This window comes from Litorimonas sp. RW-G-Af-16 (assembly GCF_048319245.1).
Classification (GTDB): Bacteria; Pseudomonadota; Alphaproteobacteria; order Caulobacterales; family Maricaulaceae; genus Litorimonas.
The window spans coordinates 1,597,410-1,615,785 of record NZ_CP166993.1 but is presented as its reverse complement, the minus strand read 5'-3'; the positions used below and the strand labels follow the sequence as shown (position 1 = coordinate 1,615,785).

Annotated in this window: 11 protein-coding genes; 2 read left to right on the top strand and 9 right to left on the bottom strand. The window is 53.4% G+C overall.

The window, feature by feature from the left end:
- Window positions 1-100: 100 nt before the first annotated feature.
- The 5 genes from rpmA to AB8615_RS07985 all read right to left on the bottom strand — a co-directional run bounded on the left by rpmA (window position 101) and on the right by AB8615_RS07985 (window position 10,716).
- Complete coding sequence (gene rpmA / locus AB8615_RS08005; RefSeq protein ID WP_409432084.1) at window positions 101-370, bottom strand: 50S ribosomal protein L27; 270 nt, start codon at window positions 368-370, stop codon at window positions 101-103.
- 35 nt (window positions 371-405) lie between these two features.
- Window positions 406-717: a 50S ribosomal protein L21 gene (rplU, locus tag AB8615_RS08000; protein ID WP_409432083.1), complete on the bottom strand. Its 312-nt coding sequence runs from the start codon at window positions 715-717 to the stop codon at window positions 406-408.
- A 412-nt stretch (window positions 718-1,129) separates the two neighbouring features.
- Window positions 1,130-1,513 carry a hypothetical protein gene (locus tag AB8615_RS07995; RefSeq protein ID WP_418152124.1) on the bottom strand — a complete coding sequence of 128 codons (384 nt, stop codon included), beginning with the start codon at window positions 1,511-1,513 and terminating at the stop codon, window positions 1,130-1,132.
- The gene (locus tag AB8615_RS07990) at window positions 1,467-9,947 is read right to left on the bottom strand and encodes a peptidoglycan-binding protein (protein ID WP_418152122.1); all 8,481 of its coding nucleotides are present in this window, start codon (window positions 9,945-9,947) and stop codon (window positions 1,467-1,469) included. The genes AB8615_RS07995 and AB8615_RS07990 overlap by 47 nt, the downstream gene beginning before the upstream one ends.
- Before the next feature lie 139 nt (window positions 9,948-10,086).
- A complete protein-coding gene (locus tag AB8615_RS07985) occupies window positions 10,087-10,716 on the bottom strand; it encodes an HAD-IB family phosphatase (protein ID WP_409432081.1) in 630 nt (209 codons plus the stop codon).
- A 264-nt stretch (window positions 10,717-10,980) separates the two neighbouring features.
- On the opposite strand from AB8615_RS07985, the gene AB8615_RS07980 reads away from it, so the two are divergent.
- Window positions 10,981-13,752, top strand: a complete 2,772-nt coding sequence (locus tag AB8615_RS07980; RefSeq protein ID WP_418152120.1) for a M16 family metallopeptidase — start codon at window positions 10,981-10,983, stop codon at window positions 13,750-13,752.
- Between the two features lie 179 nt (window positions 13,753-13,931).
- Entirely contained in the window at window positions 13,932-15,329 is a 1,398-nt protein-coding gene (locus AB8615_RS07975) for a VWA domain-containing protein (RefSeq protein WP_418152118.1), read from the top strand.
- Between the two features lie 57 nt (window positions 15,330-15,386).
- Here the strand turns inward: AB8615_RS07975 and AB8615_RS07970 are convergent, their stop codons facing one another.
- Genes AB8615_RS07970 through AB8615_RS07955 form a run of 4 tightly spaced genes read right to left on the bottom strand, consistent with a single transcriptional unit; the run spans window position 15,387 to window position 18,270 of the window.
- Window positions 15,387-15,932, bottom strand: a complete 546-nt coding sequence (locus tag AB8615_RS07970) for an FKBP-type peptidyl-prolyl cis-trans isomerase (protein ID WP_409432078.1) — start codon at window positions 15,930-15,932, stop codon at window positions 15,387-15,389.
- Window positions 15,933-15,976: 44 nt separating this feature from the next.
- Entirely contained in the window at window positions 15,977-17,164 is a 1,188-nt protein-coding gene (locus tag AB8615_RS07965) for a vWA domain-containing protein (protein WP_418152116.1), read from the bottom strand.
- Window positions 17,165-17,560 (bottom strand): Kazal-type serine protease inhibitor domain-containing protein, encoded by a 396-nt coding sequence (locus AB8615_RS07960; RefSeq protein ID WP_409432076.1) that lies wholly within the window; start codon window positions 17,558-17,560, stop codon window positions 17,165-17,167.
- On the bottom strand, window positions 17,560-18,270 hold the full coding sequence (locus AB8615_RS07955; RefSeq protein ID WP_409432075.1) for a DUF533 domain-containing protein: 711 nt from the start codon (window positions 18,268-18,270) through the stop codon (window positions 17,560-17,562). The genes AB8615_RS07960 and AB8615_RS07955 overlap by 1 nt, the downstream gene beginning before the upstream one ends.
- Between the last annotated feature and the right edge of the window lie 106 nt (window positions 18,271-18,376).

The following is an 18,376-nucleotide window of genomic DNA, read 5'->3' as shown; positions in this document are numbered from 1 at the left end:
CGGCAGGGCGGGCAGGGCAATAAAAAAGGGAAACCGGAGACCCGATTTCCCTGCTATTCATCGGATCGCCTTATCAGGGGCAACCCATGCAATAGGGTTGCTATTCAGCAGCCTTCGCCATTGGCTCGACGGAGACATATGTGCGCTCATTGCGTTTCGTTGCAAATGTGACGCGACCTTCTGTCAGTGCGAAGAGTGTGTGGTCTTTGCCCATGCCGACATTTGTGCCGGGATAGTATTTCGTGCCACGTTGACGGATGATGATGTTACCTGGAATGACCGCTTGGCCACCTGATTTTTTCACGCCAAGACGACGGCCTGCACTATCGCGACCGTTATTGGATGAACCACCTGCTTTTTTATGTGCCATTTTAAGCTCCTAGTCTGAAAGGCGAGCGCGGAGCTCTAGCCTTTGATTCCTGTGATTTTAACAACGGTCTCGTTTTGACGATGCCCTTTTTTACGACGGTAATTTTGACGACGCTTCTTTTTGAAGACGAGGACTTTATCACCTTTGCGTTGCTCGATCACTTCGCCAGTGACGGATGCACCGCTGACGAGGGGAGCGCCGACTTTGACGTCAGCACCGGAACCGGCCATGAGCACGTCACCGAATGTGACTTTTTTGCCTGTTTCGGCATCTAATTTTTCGATGATAATAATATCGTCTTTGGCGACTTTATATTGTTTACCACCAGTCTGAATGACTGCAAACATAGTCTGTTCCTTCATAAAAGCCATAAGTAGGCTCGAACTGTGTCAAAATGACAGACGCGCAAAACACAAATTCAGCGAGTCTAAACTCAAGCGCGCCTTATACATTGGGGTTTCGCCCTGTCAACACAGGGACTGCGGCGATGTGAGGTTTGGCGTGTGGTTTCCAAGGGTAAAGCTAAGAGCTGATGCCAAGTGTGCAGAGCCTAAAGTGCAGATCCAAGCGTGAAATTCTTACTATAAGCGTGAATTCTGGATTGGGGTCTGCTTAAACTTTCAATCCAATATCTAGTCAAAATATAGTCAAGTTTGATCCAGAAATTTTAGACAAAGAAAAACCCCCGTAACCAAAGCTACGGAGGTTTTGAATTTTGTCTGCAGGCCCCCGCGCGCGCGAGCCTGTAATGAGTTTGGCTTAGTTGCGTGGACGGACGCGGCCGATCACTTGGCCATTAGCCACGATCTCGCCATTCGCGTTCACTTGACCGATGACAGTGCCAGAGCCGTTAACGACTGACCCGTCGGCGCGGACTGTGAAGTCACCCGCTGACATTCCGCCAGTGCTTCCGCCTGTCGACATGCCGCCTGTAGACATTCCACCAGTTGTCATGCCGCCAGTTGTCATGCCCGAAGTGACTGACCCGCCTGTGGCAGACAATCCGCGAACGATGACTTGACCCGATGCATTCACAACGTCGCCAGCCGCATTCAGACGTCCGATCATCACACCAGATGCATTCCGGACAGAGCCGTCAGATCCGATTGTGTAACCGCTGGCAGATGATCCGCCAGTTGTCATGGAGCCTGATGTTCCAACTGTTGTGCCTGTTGTAAAGCCAGTTGATCCACCTGTCGCAGTGCCGCCTGTTGAGAAGCCACCGGAGGTACTCCATCGTGGCAGAGCCACCAGTTACCATTGAGCGCCAGTTAACACCCAGGGCATCCACTGTTGTCAGTGTCAGGCCACCAGTGGAGAGACCACGGGCTTTCTGGAAGGCTTCGACCGCAGCATATGTCCGCTGGCCGAGTGACCCGTCGATTATACCTCTGTAGTAGCCTTCTGACTGCAGAGCACGTTGGATCGCAGAGATCACTTCACGGCTTGCATTGGCTTCACAAAGAACCTGACGCCATTCAGCACGCTCTGGGCTGGTTTGCGTCCGACGCTCGATTGTGCCGAACTGAGCTGGAATGACGACTGTTTCAGTGCGGGCTGGTTGAGCCACACGTTGGACAGTCACAGTCTCGTAACGCGCTGGGATAACACGACGCTCAACACGTGGCGCATTGTCCACCACACGACGTGTAACCTGCTTGGTCACGGCCGGGATGACACGCTCTTGTGTGCGCGCTGGTGTTTTCACAACACGACGCGTGATCTGCTTGGTCACGGCTGGGATACGACGCTCTTGCGTAGACGCAGGTGTCTTAATCCGACGACGTGTTTCCGTCTTTGTCACAGCCGGGATCACACGCTCTTGCGTTTGAGCCGGAGTGCGCATGACACGACGTGTCACTTGCTTCGACACAGCCGGGATCACACGCTCTTGCGTCTGAGCCGGTGTCTTGACGACGCGGCGGGAGACAGTCTTAGTCACAGCTGGTGTGGCACGTTCAACCGCATGAGCGGGTGTCTTCACAACACGGCGCTCGACCGTTTTCGTCACCGCTGGGATCATGCGCTCTTGCGTCCGAGCTGGCGTTTTGACGACTTGACGTGTCACAGGCTTCATGACCGCTGGGATCACACGCTCTTGTGTTTGCGCGGGTGTGCGCATCACGCGGCGTTGAACCTGCTTAGACACAGCTGGGATAACCCGCTCTTGTGTTGACGCTGGCGTCTTCACGACACGACGGGAGACCGTCTTCGTCACCGCTGGAACCTGACGTTCGACAGTCCGCGCTGGTGTCTTCACGACACGACGTGTTTCCATCTTGGTCACAGCCGGGATCACGCGCTCTTGTGTTGACGCTGGCGTCTTCACAACACGACGTGTTTCCTGCTTCGTCACGGCTGGAACAGCGCGTTCCATCGTGCGGGCTGGTGTCTTAACGACGCGACGAGAGACTTGCTTGGTCACAGCGGGGATAGCCCGTTCTGTTGTCCGAGCCGGTGTCTTGACGACGCGGCGCGACACTGTCTTCGTCACAGCTGGGATAACCCGCTCTGTCGTAGCTGCTGGTGTCTTGATGCGACGACGTGTTTCCATCTTCGTCACAGCCGGGACCATGCGTTCCTGTGTCTGCGCTGGTGTCTTCACGACGCGGCGAGAGACTTGCTTCGTGACAGCTGGGATAACCCGTTCTGTCGTGGCGGCAGGTGTCTTCACGATGCGACGTGTTTCCATCTTCGTGACAGCTGGAATGACGCGCTCTTGTGTCCGTGCCGGTGTCTTGACGACGCGGCGGGAGACTTGAGCTGTCACAGCTGGGATGACCCGTTCAGTTGTCGCAGCAGGCGTTTTCACGATGCGGCGAGTTTCCATTTTGGTCACAGCCGGGATCACACGCTCTTGTGTCGATGCTGGCGTCTTGACGACGCGACGGGACACTGTCTTCGTCACAGCCGGTGTAGCACGTTCGATTGTGCGAGCCGGAGTTTTGATGACGCGGCGTGTTTCAGGCTTCGTGATCGCTGGGACCATGCGTTCCTGAACCTGAGCCGGTGTCTTGACGACGCGACGTGACACTTGCTTCGTGACCGCTGGGATAGCGCGCTCAACCGTAGAGGCTGGCGTTTTCACGATGCGACGTGTTTCCATCTTCGTAACCGCTGGGATCACGCGCTCTTGTGTTGACGCTGGCGTCTTCACAACACGACGAGACACAGTCTTCGTCACCGCTGGAACTTGACGTTCGACAGTCCGCGCCGGTGTTTTGACAACACGACGTGTTTCCATCTTGGTCACAGCTGGGATCATGCGCTCTTGTGTTGACGCTGGCGTTTTCACGACGCGACGGGACACTTGCTTGGTCACAGCTGGCACAACACGCTCAACGGTTTGCGCTGGAGTTTTGACGATCCGACGCGTTTCCATTTTCGTGATGGCTGGCACAACTTTCTCAACAGTCTGAGCTGGCGTTTTCACAACGCGGCGAGACACTTGCTTCGTCACAGCTGGGATGACCCGTTCTGTGGTGGCTGCTGGTGTCTTGATGCGACGACGTGTTTCCGTCTTCGTAACCGCTGGCACCATACGCTCTTGCGTACGTGCTGGCGTTTTCACGACGCGGCGAGACACTTGCTTCGTGACCGCTGGGATAGCGCGCTCAACCGTAGAGGCTGGCGTTTTCACGATACGACGTGTTTCCATCTTGGTCACAGCCGGGACCATACGCTCTTGCGTTTGAGCCGGTGTTTTGACGACGCGACGGGACACAGTCTTCGTCACAGCTGGCACAACGCGCTCAACTGTAGACGCTGGTGTTTTCACCACACGACGTGTTTCCATCTTCGTGACCGCTGGGATCATACGCTCTTGTGTACGCGCTGGCGTTTTCACGACGCGACGAGAGACTTGCTTCGTCACAGCTGGCGTGGCCCGCTCGATTGTCCGAGCTGGTGTTTTCACGACACGACGCGTTTGCGGCTTCGTAATCGCTGGTACCACACGCTCTTGTGTTGACGCTGGCGTCTTCACAACACGACGAGAGACTTGCTTCGTGACCGCTGGGACAACACGTTCGACAGTTGACGCAGGTGTCTTAATGACACGGCGTGTTTCCATCTTCGTGACGGCTGGTACCATACGCTCTTGTGTAGACGCTGGCGTCTTCACAACACGACGAGAGACAGTTTTCGTCACCGCTGGAACTTGACGTTCGACAGTCCGCGCCGGTGTCTTCACGACACGACGTGTTTCCATCTTGGTCACAGCTGGGATCACACGCTCTTGCGTAGAGGCAGGGCGATCTACAACACGACGCTGAACCTGCTGCGTGACAGCCGGGATCGTGCGCTCTTGTGTTGACGCTGGTGTCTTCACAACACGACGTGAGCGTGTTTTCGTGACAGCAGGGATCACTTTCTCAACTGTTTGAGCTGGTGTCTTGACGACGCGACGTGACACAGTCTTCGTCACAGCTGGGATAACCCGCTCTGCCGTAGAGGCTGGTGTCTTGATGCGACGACGTGTTTCCATCTTAGTCACAGCCGGGATTGTGCGCTCTTGCGTACGCGCCGGTGTCTTCACGACACGACGTGTCACAGTCTGTGTCTTCGCTGGGATCACGCGCTCTTGTGTTGACGCTGGCGTCTTCACAACACGACGTGTCTCAGTTTTAGTCACAGCCGGGATGACGCGCTCTTGTGTAGAGGCAGGACGATCCACAACACGACGAGACACTTGACGCGTGACCGCTGGGACCACTTTCTCAACTGTCCGTGCCGGTGTTTTGACGCGACGACGTGTTTCCATTTTGGTCACAGCTGGGATCACGCGCTCTTGTGTAGAGGCGGGACGATCAACGACACGACGTGTGACAGTTGATGTTTTCGCTGGGATCACACGCTCTTGTGTTGACGCTGGCGTCTTCACAACACGCTTGCTGATCGTTTTTGTGACCGCTGGGATACGACGCTCAACCACACGAGCTTCTTCAGCGACAACGCGAGTTGCAACTGAGCCCATTTGCTGACCCGTCGAACCTGACGCATTGGCTCTGCCGAATGACCGTGCACCGCCACCAGCAGCATCCGCTGAACGGGCTGAGGCTGCAGAGCGACCATCACGATCGTCACGGCCGTCTGAGTTCGCATCAACAAAGCCAGAGATACGGCCTTTGCTACCTGCATATTCAGCGTAACCAGCCTCGCCAGCGCGAAGAACGCGGGCAGGGGTTTTCACAACGCGGCGAGTGACCGTTTGTGTTTGAGCTGGAACAGCGATTTCGCGAGTAGTCGCAGGCGTGTCAACGACACGCTTTTGGATTGTCTTCGTCACCGCAGGAATAGTCCGCTCAACTGCGCGCGCCGGGGAAACCACGACTTGCTTAGTGATCGTCTTATATTTCGCTGGGATCAGGACACGACAGAGGATTTCACCTGTCTGAGACACAATCGTCTGTGTTGATTCAACAACCTGGTTAGAGACGCCGTTAAAGACCGTGAACTGACCGCGTGTGTTTGTGTTCACACGACCACCTGCACCCAGTGACCCTGCATTAAGGGCTTGGCTACCTGGCTTCCACTCTTCGCGAGCTGGCTCAATCAAAACGCGCTCTGAGCGTGTTTCGTATTTCGCTGGGATCACGTCGATCTCTGTGCGCTGAGGCGTGACAACAATCGTCTCGCTGACAGTGCGGTAAGTCGCTGGCACGGCTTCGAGGCGCACGCTAGCTTCTTGAGTCACGATTGTCTCAGTGACTGTTTCGTAAGTTGCCGGAATGACGATGAGGTCTTGAGCGGCATCTTGCTGAACATATGTTTGCTGCTCTGTGCGGAATTTCGCGGGAACAGATACATATTCGACAGTCTCAGGCTGAACGACGACAGTTTCAGTGACAGTCTCATACGTGGCTGGAATAGTCACCAACTCTGTTGAGGCTTCTTGAACGACGATTGTTTCAGTGACGTTTTTGTATGTCGCAGGGATCGCAACGAGTTCTGTTGTTGCTTCCTGAACCACAATCGCTTCTTGGTATGTTTCATACTCAGCTGGGATTGTGACGTAATCGACGGATTGTGGCTGAACCACAACTGTGTCTGTCACTGTTTTGTATGTCGCAGGAATCACAACCAATTCGGTCGTAGCTTCTTTGACAACAACAGTTTCTGACACTGTTTCAAACGTCGCTGGAATTGTGACCAGCTCTGTTGAGGCTTCTTGAACCACAACCGTTTCAGTCACAGTCTCGAACGTCGCTGGGATTGTGACCAGCTCAGTTGAGGCTTCCTGAACCACAACAGCTTCTTGATATGTTTCATACTGCGCAGGGACAGTGACGTAATCAACGGATTGCGGCTGAACCACAACCGTTTCAGTCACAGTCTCAAACGTCGCAGGAATTGTGACCAATTCCGTTGTCGCTTCTTGCACAACATATGTCTCGGACACAGTCTCGTAGACGGCTGGGATAGTGACCAACTCAGTCGTGGCTTCCTGAACGACGACTGTGTCAGTCACAGTTTTGTAAGTCGCAGGGATTGTCACGAGCTCAGTTGACGCTTCTTGCACCACGATTGGCTCTTGAACCGTCTCGAACACAGCTGGAACTGTTTCGTATGTTACGGAGGCAGGCGTCACGACGACTGTTTCAGACACAGTTTCGAACGTCGCAGGGATTGTCACGAGCTCAGTTGACGCTTCTTGCACCACGATTGGCTCTTGAACCGTCTCGTAGACCGCTGGGACAGAGACGTAAGTCACTGTTTGCGGTGTGACGACAACTGTTTCAGTCACAGTCTCGAACGTCGCTGGGATTGTCACCAACTCTGTTGATGCTTCTTGGACGACAACGCTCTCAGTCACAGTTTCGTATTCGGCTGGGACAGTTACGTACTCGACGCCAGCAGGCTGGACGACGACTGTTTCAGTCACAGTTTCAAACGTGGCTGGGATCGTGACCAGCTCTGTTGACGCTTCTTGCACCACGATTGGCTCTTGGACCGTTTCGTAGACAGCTGGGACAGAAACATATTCCACAGTTTGTGGCGTCACGACAACTGTTTCAGACACAGTTTCGAACGTCGCTGGGATCGTGACTAGCTCTGTTGACGCTTCTTGCACCACGACCGGCTCTTGAACCGTTTCGTAGACAGCTGGGACAGATACATATTCGACGCCAGCAGGCTGGACGACGACTGTTTCAGTCACAGTTTCGTATGTGGCTGGGATGGTCACCAACTCTGTGGACGCTTCCTGCACGACGATTGTGTCAGTGTAAGTCTCGTATTGAGCTGGGACTGTCACGTAATCGACAGTTTGTGGCTGAACCACAACTGTTTCAGTTACAGTTTCAAATGTCGCTGGGATCGTGACGAGTTCAGTTGAGGCTTCTTGGACTACAACTGGCTCTTGGATCGTTTCGTAAACCGCTGGGATGACTTCATAAGTCACTGTTTGCGGTGTCACGACGACTGTTTCAGTCACAGTTTCGAATGTCGCTGGGATTGTGACGAGTTCAGTTGACGCTTCTTGAACGACCACTGGCTCTTGCACAGTCTCAAACACAGCTGGAACTGTCTCATATGTCACGGACGCAGGCGTCACGACGACTGTTTCGGACACAGTCTCAAATGTCGCTGGGATCGTCACCAACTCTGTAGACGCTTCCTGAACCACGACAGGCTCTTGAATTGTTTCGTAAACAGGCGGCACAGAGACATATTCAACGCCAGCAGGCTGGACGACGACTGTTTCAGTGACCGTTTCGAATGTCGCTGGAATTGTGACGAGTTCTGTTGACGCTTCTTGGACGACAACGCTTTCAGTCACAGTTTCGTATTCTGCCGGCACAGATACATATTCAACGCCAGCAGGCTGGACGACGACTGTTTCAGTGACCGTTTCGAATGTCGCTGGAATTGTGACCAACTCTGTTGAGGCTTCCTGAACTACGACAGGCTCTTGAATTGTCTCGTAAACAGCTGGGACAGACACGTAATCCACAGTTTGTGGCGTGACGACGACTGTTTCAGTGACCGTTTCGAATGTCGCTGGAATTGTGACCAATTCTGTCGACGCTTCTTGAACCACAACAGGCTCTTGAATTGTTTCGTAAACAGGTGGGACAGTGACATACTCAACAGATTGCGGCTGAACCACAACTGTTTCAGTCACAGTCTCGAACGTCGCTGGAATTGTGACCAACTCTGTCGACGCTTCCTGAACCACAACAGCTTCCTGATATGTTTCATACTGTGCAGGGACAGTGACGTAATCAACAGATTGCGGCTGAACCACAACAGTCTCGGACACAGTCTCGAACGTCGCTGGGATCGTCACCAATTCTGTGGACGCTTCCTGAACGACGACAGTTTCTGTCACAGTCTCGAACTCAGCTGGGATAGTGACGAGCTCTGTAGACGCTTCTTGAACTACAACTGTTTCAGTCACTGTTTCAAACGTCGCTGGGATCGTCACCAACTCTGTCGACGCTTCTTGAACCACAACAGGCTCTTGAACTGTTTCAAACACTGCTGGAACAGTTTCGTAAGTCACGGACGCAGGCGTCACGACGACTGTTTCGGACACAGTCTCGAACGTCGCTGGGATCGTTACCAATTCTGTGGACGCTTCTTGAACCACAACTGTATCTGTCACTGTTTCAAAGACAGGCGGGATTGTCACAAGCTCTGTTGACGCCTCTTGAACGACAACATTCTCAGTAACAGTTTCATAGGTCGCTGGGATTGTGACCAGCTCTGTTGACGCCTCTTGGACAACAACAGTTTCTGCAACGGTCTCGTATGTCGCAGGCACGGTAGTGTATTCAACACCAGCGGGCTGTATGACAACGGTTTCAGACACAGTTTCGAAAGTTGCAGGGATTGTTACGAGTTCTGTTGAGGCCTCTTGGACTACAACAGTGTCAGTGACTGTTTCGAACACTGGGGGAATTGTGACGAGTTCAGTCGATGCTTCTTGCACCACGACAGTATCGGTATAATTCTCATAGACGGCTGGGACAGTCACATACTCGACAGTCTCAGGCTGAACGACGACTGTTTCTGTCACAGTCTCGTAAACCGCTGGGATCGTGACCAACTCAGTTGACGCCTCTTGGACAACAACAGTGTCAGTAACTGTGCGGAAAGAAGAACCCGCTGTGCGGCCTGCCGTGCTACCGCCTGAATAGGCGAGGGACGGGTTGGCTGAAATCACATTGCCGTCAAGACCCACAAAGCGGCCATTGGCGTCGATTGTGCCGGCGCGCTGGCCAGATGTGCGGTTATAGACAACATTGCTGCCGTCAAAGCGGTAAGTCACGCCATTGGCTGTCAACGTGCCGCCAGCACCGCCAGCCGTGTTGCCGCTGACAGGGACAAGCTCGTAGCTTTCTTCCTGAACGAGAACGCGCTCTGTCACTGTTTCAAGAACAGCTGGAATCTTTTTGATTTCTTCACCGGCTTGACGCAGGACGACCTGCTCCGTTGAAGTTTCATACTGCGCAGGTACGATTACCCGAGCAAAACATTCGCCAGGAAGCGGATTGCCGGGTGGCAGTTCCTGAGCGATGGATGGTGCAGCTAGCACCGCGGCCGATGCGGCCATTAATAGAGTACGTTTCATTTGATAAAACCCCCAAAACTCTCAATAACAATCATCTGCAAAATCGCAGACACTCTTTCAACTTAACCAAAGCTTAATGCTTTGGCTAGCCGTTAATCCCTCTTTAATAGGCTTAAAGAGAATTTCAACGTCTAATTGGCTACACGCGAAAAGGACGGAAAAAAGACGCCTTAGCGGCGTGTAATAGTTCCTTGTCCCCTCGAGTGTCTCCATACGCCTCTTCTATTACGACTGAATGTGGCGCAAATTCGTCATAAATGCGGCGAACCTTGTTGGCCCCCCAAATATTGTAGCCAGAGATGTCGCCCGTCAGGCGGCCGTCTTCTGTCTGTAATTCCACGGCTAGAACATGGCTTTCATGAATGGAATATGAACTGGCCCAAGCCTTCAAATATGGCGCGATAGATGCGCTGCATATATATAATGACTCAGGGGCCGCATTTGGGCCGCTTAAAATCTCGCTCAATCGAGCGTGTGCGCCGGGGCGAATCAGGTCGGGTATGACTTCCGCTGCAAATTGCTGGGCGCGAGCGGTCATTTGGGCCTCGGACTCGCCCGCGAAAAACCGTTTTATCACGGCCTTTTTTACAGCATGACGATCAATCAGGCCGAGCTTGTAACTTATAAATGTAGGAAGCAGACGCATGATTTTGCCAAACCAGCGCACGGGGCCTGCATAATACCGCAGGAACATCGCAAATGTATCGCGCGTCGTGATTGTACCGTCAAAATCGAAAACAATTAGCGATTTGGGCGGGGGCTGCGTCACAATAACTCGACTTTAAAGGGTGATTCTTGTGCGTGCTATACAAGTTCTGCACCACTCGCAAGTTTGGGGGAGGGCTGTGGTTAATCAAAATCACGGCTCACACATCGTCAATATTTATACAACCGCAATTTGATCTTGCGAGCGCGGGGGATAACGGTCAAAACACAGATAACATCCTGACACTATAGGTACATCTTATGCGCTTTTTGGCTCTTTATCTCGTTGTAATGTCTACAGTTTTGCTTACGTCTTGCGAGATCAGGCGTGACCAAGCCGCAAGGCGAAGTCCACTTTGCACAGCAAGCCTCGGACCTGAAAGCCGATCCTGCCATTGAATATGGACGGCTACCCAACGGCCTGCGCTACGCAGTGCGCCAGAACGAGACGCCGAGCAACACGGCCAGCCTACTTATGCGGATTGATACGGGGTCGCTCAACGAATCAGACGAAACACGCGGGATTGCCCATTTCTTGGAGCATATGGCCTTTAACGGCTCAGAGAATATTCCCGAAAACGAGATGATCAAGCGCTTGGAGCGTTTCGGTTTGGCTTTCGGGGCGGACACCAATGCCTCGACCAGTTTTGACGAGACAATTTACCAACTCGAACTCCCTGAAGTGAATGAGGAGATCGTCAATGAAACTATGATGATTATGCGCGAAACGGCCTCCCGCCTGACGCTAGATGCAGACGCGATTGACCGAGAGCGCGGCATCATTTTGGCGGAGAAGCGCACGCGCAATTCCCCCGCTTTTCAAGCCTTCATCGACAGCCTGAATTTCTACCTAGAGGGCTCGCGCGTGCCCAATCGCATCCCGATCGGCACGCCAGAGACAATCGCCAGCGTCACGCGTGAACAATTTGTGGATTTCTACCGCGGCTATTACCGTCCAGATAACACATTCATCACATTCGTAGGCGATTTTGAAACTAGCTATGCCATTGAAAAAATTGAGGAATATTTTGGGGACTGGGAAGCCGTTGGCGAAGCCAAGCCAGACCTTGATCCTGGGGTGGTCAGCTTCGATACACCCCGCACTCACGTCTATTCCAACCCCGAGGTTGAGACGAGTGTGTCGCTATCCACGCTCTCTAAACCCGTGGATTTAGACGATAATGCTAAGACGCGGGAGCAGGTGTTGATCGATAACCTCGGCAATACAATTCTAACCCGACGCCTCGGCATGCTCGCACGCTCAGAAGACGCAAAATTCATCAGCGCGTCGGCCTCAACCTATGACCTATTTGACGCTGCAGAGGTTAGCACGCTGTCAGTCAATACACAGTCTGACGCTTGGGACGCGGGCCTCGCCCAAGCCGAGCAAATGTTACGGCAAGCGCTGGCCTTTGGTTTCACACAGGCTGAATTGGATGAACAACTCGCCAATTACCGCAAAGGTCTCGAAGTCGCAGTTCAAACATCGCCCACGCGCCGCACACCAAGTCTCGCGCGCCGTATTCTCAGCAGCTTTGCATCAGATAGCGTCGTAACGTCCCCTCAAGCTGATCTTGAGCTGTTCCAAAAACGAGCAGATGCCATCACGTTAGAACGCGTTGAAAAAGCGTTTCGTGAGCAATGGGCGAAGCTGGAAACAGCGCCGCAGCTGGAATTGACGACCAATCAAGACATTGAGGGCGGGGAGGCGACGCTAGAAGCGGCCTATGCCGCGTCCCGTGCTATTCCTGTGGAAGCGCAGATCGAAAAAGCGGCGCAGACCTTCGCCTATACTGACTTTGGCCCTGCGGGAAAGGTCGTTGAGCGCAGTAAAATCGAAGATATAGAGATCACGACTGTCATGTTCGACAATAATGTGCGTTTGAATATCAAGAAAACGCCCTATGAAACCGAAGTCATACGCCTGAAAGTCGCCATGGGTGGGGGCAGTTTGACGTTCCCGACCGATCAGCCAGGGTTTCGCACCTTCGCGCCCAATATGATCGGCTTATCAGGATTAGAGGCGCATAGCGTTGACGATATTCATACGCTTATGGCGGGTAAGTCCGTCGGAGCGGCGATCAGCTTTGATAACCGAAATATGACTATTTCAGGCTCTACCGTGCCGGGGGATTTGGATGATCAACTCAACCTCATGGCCGCCTACGCTATTGCACCAGGCTACCGGGCAGAGGCGCAGTCACAATATAACAAATATATTGAGTCCTTCTATCCAACGCTGGACTCAACACCGGGCGGCGTGTCCGCGCGCGATGTTCCGCGCCTAATCCGCTCTGGCGACACACGCTACGGTTTTCCGACACAAGCAGAGTTGCTAGAGCTTGATTTTGATGATGTTAAAACTTGGCGCGAAGCCAATGTTGACGGTAGCGCGATCGAGGTTTCTGTTGTGGGTGATGTCGACGAAGAGGCAGTGATTGCCGCTGTCGCACGCACATTCGGGGCTTTGCCAGAGCGGGCGAAACTCCCCGTCATGCCGCCGCTATCCTTGCGCCAACTGACATTTCCGCAGGGCTCCAAAGTGCCGACTAAGCTAACGCATGCGGGGGATCCTGAAACCGCGATGTTGCAAATTTATTGGCCTGCGCCAGACGGATCTGACATCGAAACGTCGCGCAAAGTTTCAACGCTGTCGCGCATGTTCCGCTTGCGCCTGACTGAAGAATTGCGCGAATCTGAGGGCGCGAGCTACTCGCCCCGCGCGTTCTCTTATGCCTCGCGGCTTTTTCCCGATTACGGCTATATCGGCGCGTCGTTAGAGCTATCGCCCGCTGAAATTGATGTGATGAGTGAGAAGGTAGAAGCGATTGCGGCTGAATTCCGCGCGGGTGATTTTGATGCCTCGCTGTTTGACCGTGCGATCAAACCAACGCGGGAACGTATTGAAAACAGCCTTGAAGACAATGGCTATTGGATGAGCGTCATCGACAGTGCGCAGACTGACCCCGTGCCGCTAGACAATCACCGCTCACGCGATGCGACGTATCAAAATATGACAGTTGAGGACATTCAAGCTGTCGCAAAACAGATTTTTGATCCGAAATCAGTCTATAAGGTGCAAATTCTACCCGGCACGTAAAAGACTCGGTTCACGTCCTATTTACTGTAATCATTGAGTTTTTCGTAAGATTTAAGACCTGATTAACCATGTTTTTGTGCCGATTGTTCATTTCGGCACAAAATTCCCCTCTTGGCAGAGTGGGTGCAAGTCTCCTCCCAAATCCGGCGCCATTGCGTCGTGAGCATGTGGAGATAGACATGAAAAGATTTGTTAAACATAAGGCCTTTGGTAAGTTCGCTCAAACAACACGCCTGTTGAAACGCGACACCTCAGGCAATATCGCGATTATGACAGCCGTTTTGGGCGTCGTATTTGCCGGCGGCCTCGCGCTCGCCATTGATATGTCGCAGGCTTATTTCGCCAAGCAGCGTTTGCAAGCGACGACAGACTCGATCGCGCTTCTGGCCGCGAAAGACAGCCTCAAATCACAAGCGGATTTGACAGCGGCGGCGCAGGCCTATTTCGACTTTACTTATCCAGGCGCGAAGGGCGAGCGCATTGAGTTGATCGACATTCAACGTGATGGCGATACAGTTCGCCTCAGCGCTCGCAATAACATTGATGCTTATTTCGCACGTGTATGGGGCAAGAATAGCATGGATGTCAGTGTTGTTTCAGAGGCGACCTACGCCAATAAAGCGCTCGATATCGCCCTCGTGCTAGATACAACAGGATCAATGCGCGGGACGAAGATGAACGCGCTGAAGGCTGCTGCCAATAATCTTGTCGACACGTTAGAAGGCTCAGGCAATGAGAATTTGCGGATGTCAGTTATCCCGTTCTCACAATACGTCAATGTTGGTCTGTCGCGCCGCTATGAACCATGGCTTGACGTACCTGACGATAATACAACGACTGGCGAAGAAGTCTGTCGTATGCGCCGCGACGTTGTCTCTCGCTCGAACTGCCGCACAGTCGCCAAGACGTGCCGAAATGATGGTGTTGCTTATGAATGTGACCGTCAAGTTTGCGATACGGAATATGGCCCAGAATATGAAAGCTGTTCTGTTCCAACTTACCGCGCACGCTGGAATGGTTGTGTCGGATCACGCGATGTTCCGCTTGATACAGATGCGCCCTATGCGGGTCGTCAAATCCCTGGCTTGCTGAATGTGAAATGCGGGACAGAGATTCAAGACCTGACGAAGAACCTACGTGACGTGAAATCTACTGTGCGCAAATTACGCGCGGATGGTGACACCTACATGCCAGCAGGCCTTGTTTGGGGCTGGCGTGCGCTGGACCGTGAGCAGCCTTTGGCAAGTAGTGCGCCGCGCGGCGTGACTGATACAGAACGTGTTCTAGTCCTGATGACGGATGGTGAGAATACACGGTCCAAGACGGATGATCGTCACAATGGCTACAATAAAAATGCTGCCGACGACACGACGCGCATCTTGTGTAACAATATCAAGGGCGAGAAAATTACTGTCTATACGATCGCCTATGACATCACCGATAACAGCACACGGACCTTGGTGAGCAGTTGCGCGACGGATAGCAGCAAATTCTTCTCTGCGACCAATGCTGCCGATCTAGATGCAGCATTCCAAGAGATCGCGGCGAGCCTGAATGATCTGCGTTTGACGATCTAAGGCCATCCGACCTTCACATGAAAAAGGCCAGATCACCCGATCTGGCCTTTTTTGTATTTATTCGGCAACACCAATCAGTTGGACGTTAAACAGCAGCGTCGCATTGGGCGGAATACCGCGTGTGCCGCGCGGGCCGTATGCGAGATCGCCAGGAATGTAGAGCGTCCGCGCCTCGCAGACTTTCATGCCCTGCAGGCTCTCAATCCAACCAGGAATGACACGATTGGCAGGGAAATCAATGGTTTCGCCGCGCTCATAGGAGCTATCGAAGACAGACCCGTCTGGGAAATACCCGTGATAGTGAACCGTCACGACTTGGCCGCCAACAGGCGACGCGCCGTTTTTGAGACCTTTCTGCGCCACCACATATTGCAAGCCACTATCCGTTGTCGTCACGCCCTTGCGCGCTTTGTTTTCCGCCAGATAAGCCGCCGCGTCGAGAGATGCATCAGGGCCAACATCTGTGTAATCTGTCACCTCTAGGACTTGGTCAGCAGGGCAGGCATAGACAGCTTTCGCGGGATCGACGGGGCCGTCAGAGGCAGTGTTACCACAGGCGGCGAGGGCGGCAGTTGCAAGGCCGAGGAGTAGGAGGCGTGTCATAAGATTTCCTTTGGGTGGTTGATATTCATTCATTCAATGCGTGATTAGCGCGCGAGTTCCTTCATCGCGTTTTCCAGACCAGATAGCGTCATCGGGAACATGCGATCTTTGCCAATGATCTCTTGGATCATCAACGTATTTTGCGAGTAGGACCAGTATTTTTCCTCGGTCGGGTTGATCCAAACGAGATGCGGGTAAATCTCGACGAGGCGTTGCAGCCAGATCGCGCCCGCTTCTTCATTCCAATGTTCAACAGAGCCGCCACGCATGGACACTTCATATGGGCTCATCGCGGCGTCTCCGACCATGACAACGCGGTGGTCTGAGCCGAATTTGTGGAACACATCCCAAGTCGGCGTGACCTCACTCATGCGGCGGATATTATCCTGCCAGACTTGCTCATACAGGCAGTTGTGGAAGTAGAAATATTCAAGCCGCTTGAACTCGCTACGCGCCGCAGAAAACAGCTCTTCGACCTGCTTGATATGTCCGTCCATCGAACCGCCAATATCGAAGAAGGCCAAAACTTTAACCGCGTTGCGCCGCTCTGGTCGCATCTTAATGTCGAGCCAACCTTGCTTGGCCGTGCCCGCGATTGTGCCTGCCAAATCTAGCTCTTCGGCTGCGCCCTCGCGCGCAAATTTACGGAGACGGCGGAGGGCAACTTTAATATTGCGCGTGCCGATTTCGCGGTCACCATCAAGGTTCTTAAATTGCCGCTTGTCCCAGACTTTAACGGCCTTACCGTGGCGACCTTTATCTTGACCAATGCGCACGCCTTCGGGGTTGTAGCCATTTGCACCAAAGGGCGATGTGCCCGCAGTGCCAATGTTTTTATTGCCGCCTTCATGACGTTTATCTTGATTTTCCAACCGTTCTTTCAGCGCCTCCATGATCTTGTCCAGATCGCCTAGTCCTTCGATTTCGGCCATTTCCTCGGGCGTCAGATATTTCTCCGCCATCGCGCGCAGCCAGTCAGATGGTATCTCGCTAGCGTCATGGCCGAAAATATCGCCGAGATAATCAATGCCGCGAAAGCTGTGGCCGAAGACTTGGTCAAATTTGTCCAAGTCACGTTCGTCTTTGACGAGAGCCGTGCGGGCAAGGAAGTAAAACCCGTCCAAGCTTTCATTCGCCACGCCTTTATCAACGCCTTCCAGCAGTGTCAGATATTCGCGGATGGAGACAGGAATTTTCGCGCGGCGGAGTTCTGAGAAAAAAGTGTGGAACATCTATTCGCACTCGCCCAAAGACGCAGCGCTGACACCGTTGGAATTGGCGACACATTCATTGGCGTAGGTCTGTCCGTCGCAGCCACAGACGGGATTGTAATCCATTGTGCAAGCCTCTGGGATTGGTTTGCAAATACCTGGGGCATCCGCCGCACCGCACATCTTCTCAACCGTGCGATAGCAAAATTCGCCCGTGTTACAACTTTGTCCACCGCCAACGACCATGCCACCACACGACCGCTCACTCGCGACGGGTGCGCTATTAGGAAAGCCGGGCGGGGGGAGGTGAGGTTGGTTTTGTGATCCAGGTGCTTTGTCAGGCGAAGCAGGCGTTACTGCGGTGGGAGCGCAAGCCAATAAAAGCAAGCTCGTGAATGCGATAAAAAGCCCGCGCATTAGCCCGTCCGCATCTCTGTTTCAATTTGCGCCGCCGCTTCGGGGTCAAGGCGCATCGCCATGGCGAGTTGATCCAGATAGTCACGTTCTTTGGGGTTCAGGCCATTGGCAACACGGCAAGAGACGGCGTAAATCTCGGCCGCCATCTGGTCTGACTTGGCCATAGATGCGATGACTTTGGCGCTAGCGGGCGTGTCCAAGATCGCTTGAAGGTCGCTATTGCTCGCCCCCTCATGCGCGTCGATCAGGGCTTGCTCCTCAGCATCAATCCGCCCGTCTGCTTTGGCAGCGGCCACCATCGCCTTGAGCAAAACTTCCGCACGCGCATTTCCTGCATCCCCTTTGAGGAGGCCGATCGCATCGTTGAAATCTTTGGGCATCGCGCCACGCTGATGTGCCCGATAGGCGACCATGCCAAGCGCGCCTAAGCCCCCCAATGTCGCCAGTTTTCGCGCCGAGCGTGACTGCAGCAATAGCGCAATCGCGCCCGCTGCACCTGCATATTTGGCTTGCTTTCGAATTTTTGCGCGGATTGCCTCTGTGTCGTCCATGCCGAGTTTGTCGATCAACACGTCTTCGCCCTGCTTCGCTAACGCCTTGCCTTTAGTGGTCAATTCAGGGATTTGGCTTTTGCCGTCTGCGAGTAGCGCGCGCCCTTGCGCCAAGATTTGTTCCAGTAATTCCTGCGCTTGTAACTGTGTGCTGCTCATATTGGCCTCCATCGTAAGACAGCTTTATAAGACAAGGGCGGGCTATTCACAAATGCTGCTTGATTTTTTTCACGCGAGCCGCAGGGTGCAGGAAAGATTGGGAGAG

Coding starts and splice junctions, on each gene's coding strand:
- AB8615_RS07995 (WP_418152124.1), bottom strand. CDS start 1,513: ATGACAACTGGCGGATCATCTGCCAGCGGTTACACAATCGGATCTGAC.
- AB8615_RS07960 (WP_409432076.1), bottom strand. CDS start 17,560: ATGCGCGGGCTTTTTATCGCATTCACGAGCTTGCTTTTATTGGCTTGC.
- AB8615_RS07990 (WP_418152122.1), bottom strand. CDS start 9,947: ATGAAACGTACTCTATTAATGGCCGCATCGGCCGCGGTGCTAGCTGCA.
- AB8615_RS07965 (WP_418152116.1), bottom strand. CDS start 17,164: ATGTTCCACACTTTTTTCTCAGAACTCCGCCGCGCGAAAATTCCTGTC.
- AB8615_RS07970 (WP_409432078.1), bottom strand. CDS start 15,932: ATGACACGCCTCCTACTCCTCGGCCTTGCAACTGCCGCCCTCGCCGCC.
- AB8615_RS07975 (WP_418152118.1), top strand. CDS start 13,932: ATGAAAAGATTTGTTAAACATAAGGCCTTTGGTAAGTTCGCTCAAACA.
- rplU (WP_409432083.1), bottom strand. CDS start 717: ATGTTTGCAGTCATTCAGACTGGTGGTAAACAATATAAAGTCGCCAAA.
- AB8615_RS07955 (WP_409432075.1), bottom strand. CDS start 18,270: ATGAGCAGCACACAGTTACAAGCGCAGGAATTACTGGAACAAATCTTG.
- rpmA (WP_409432084.1), bottom strand. CDS start 370: ATGGCACATAAAAAAGCAGGTGGTTCATCCAATAACGGTCGCGATAGT.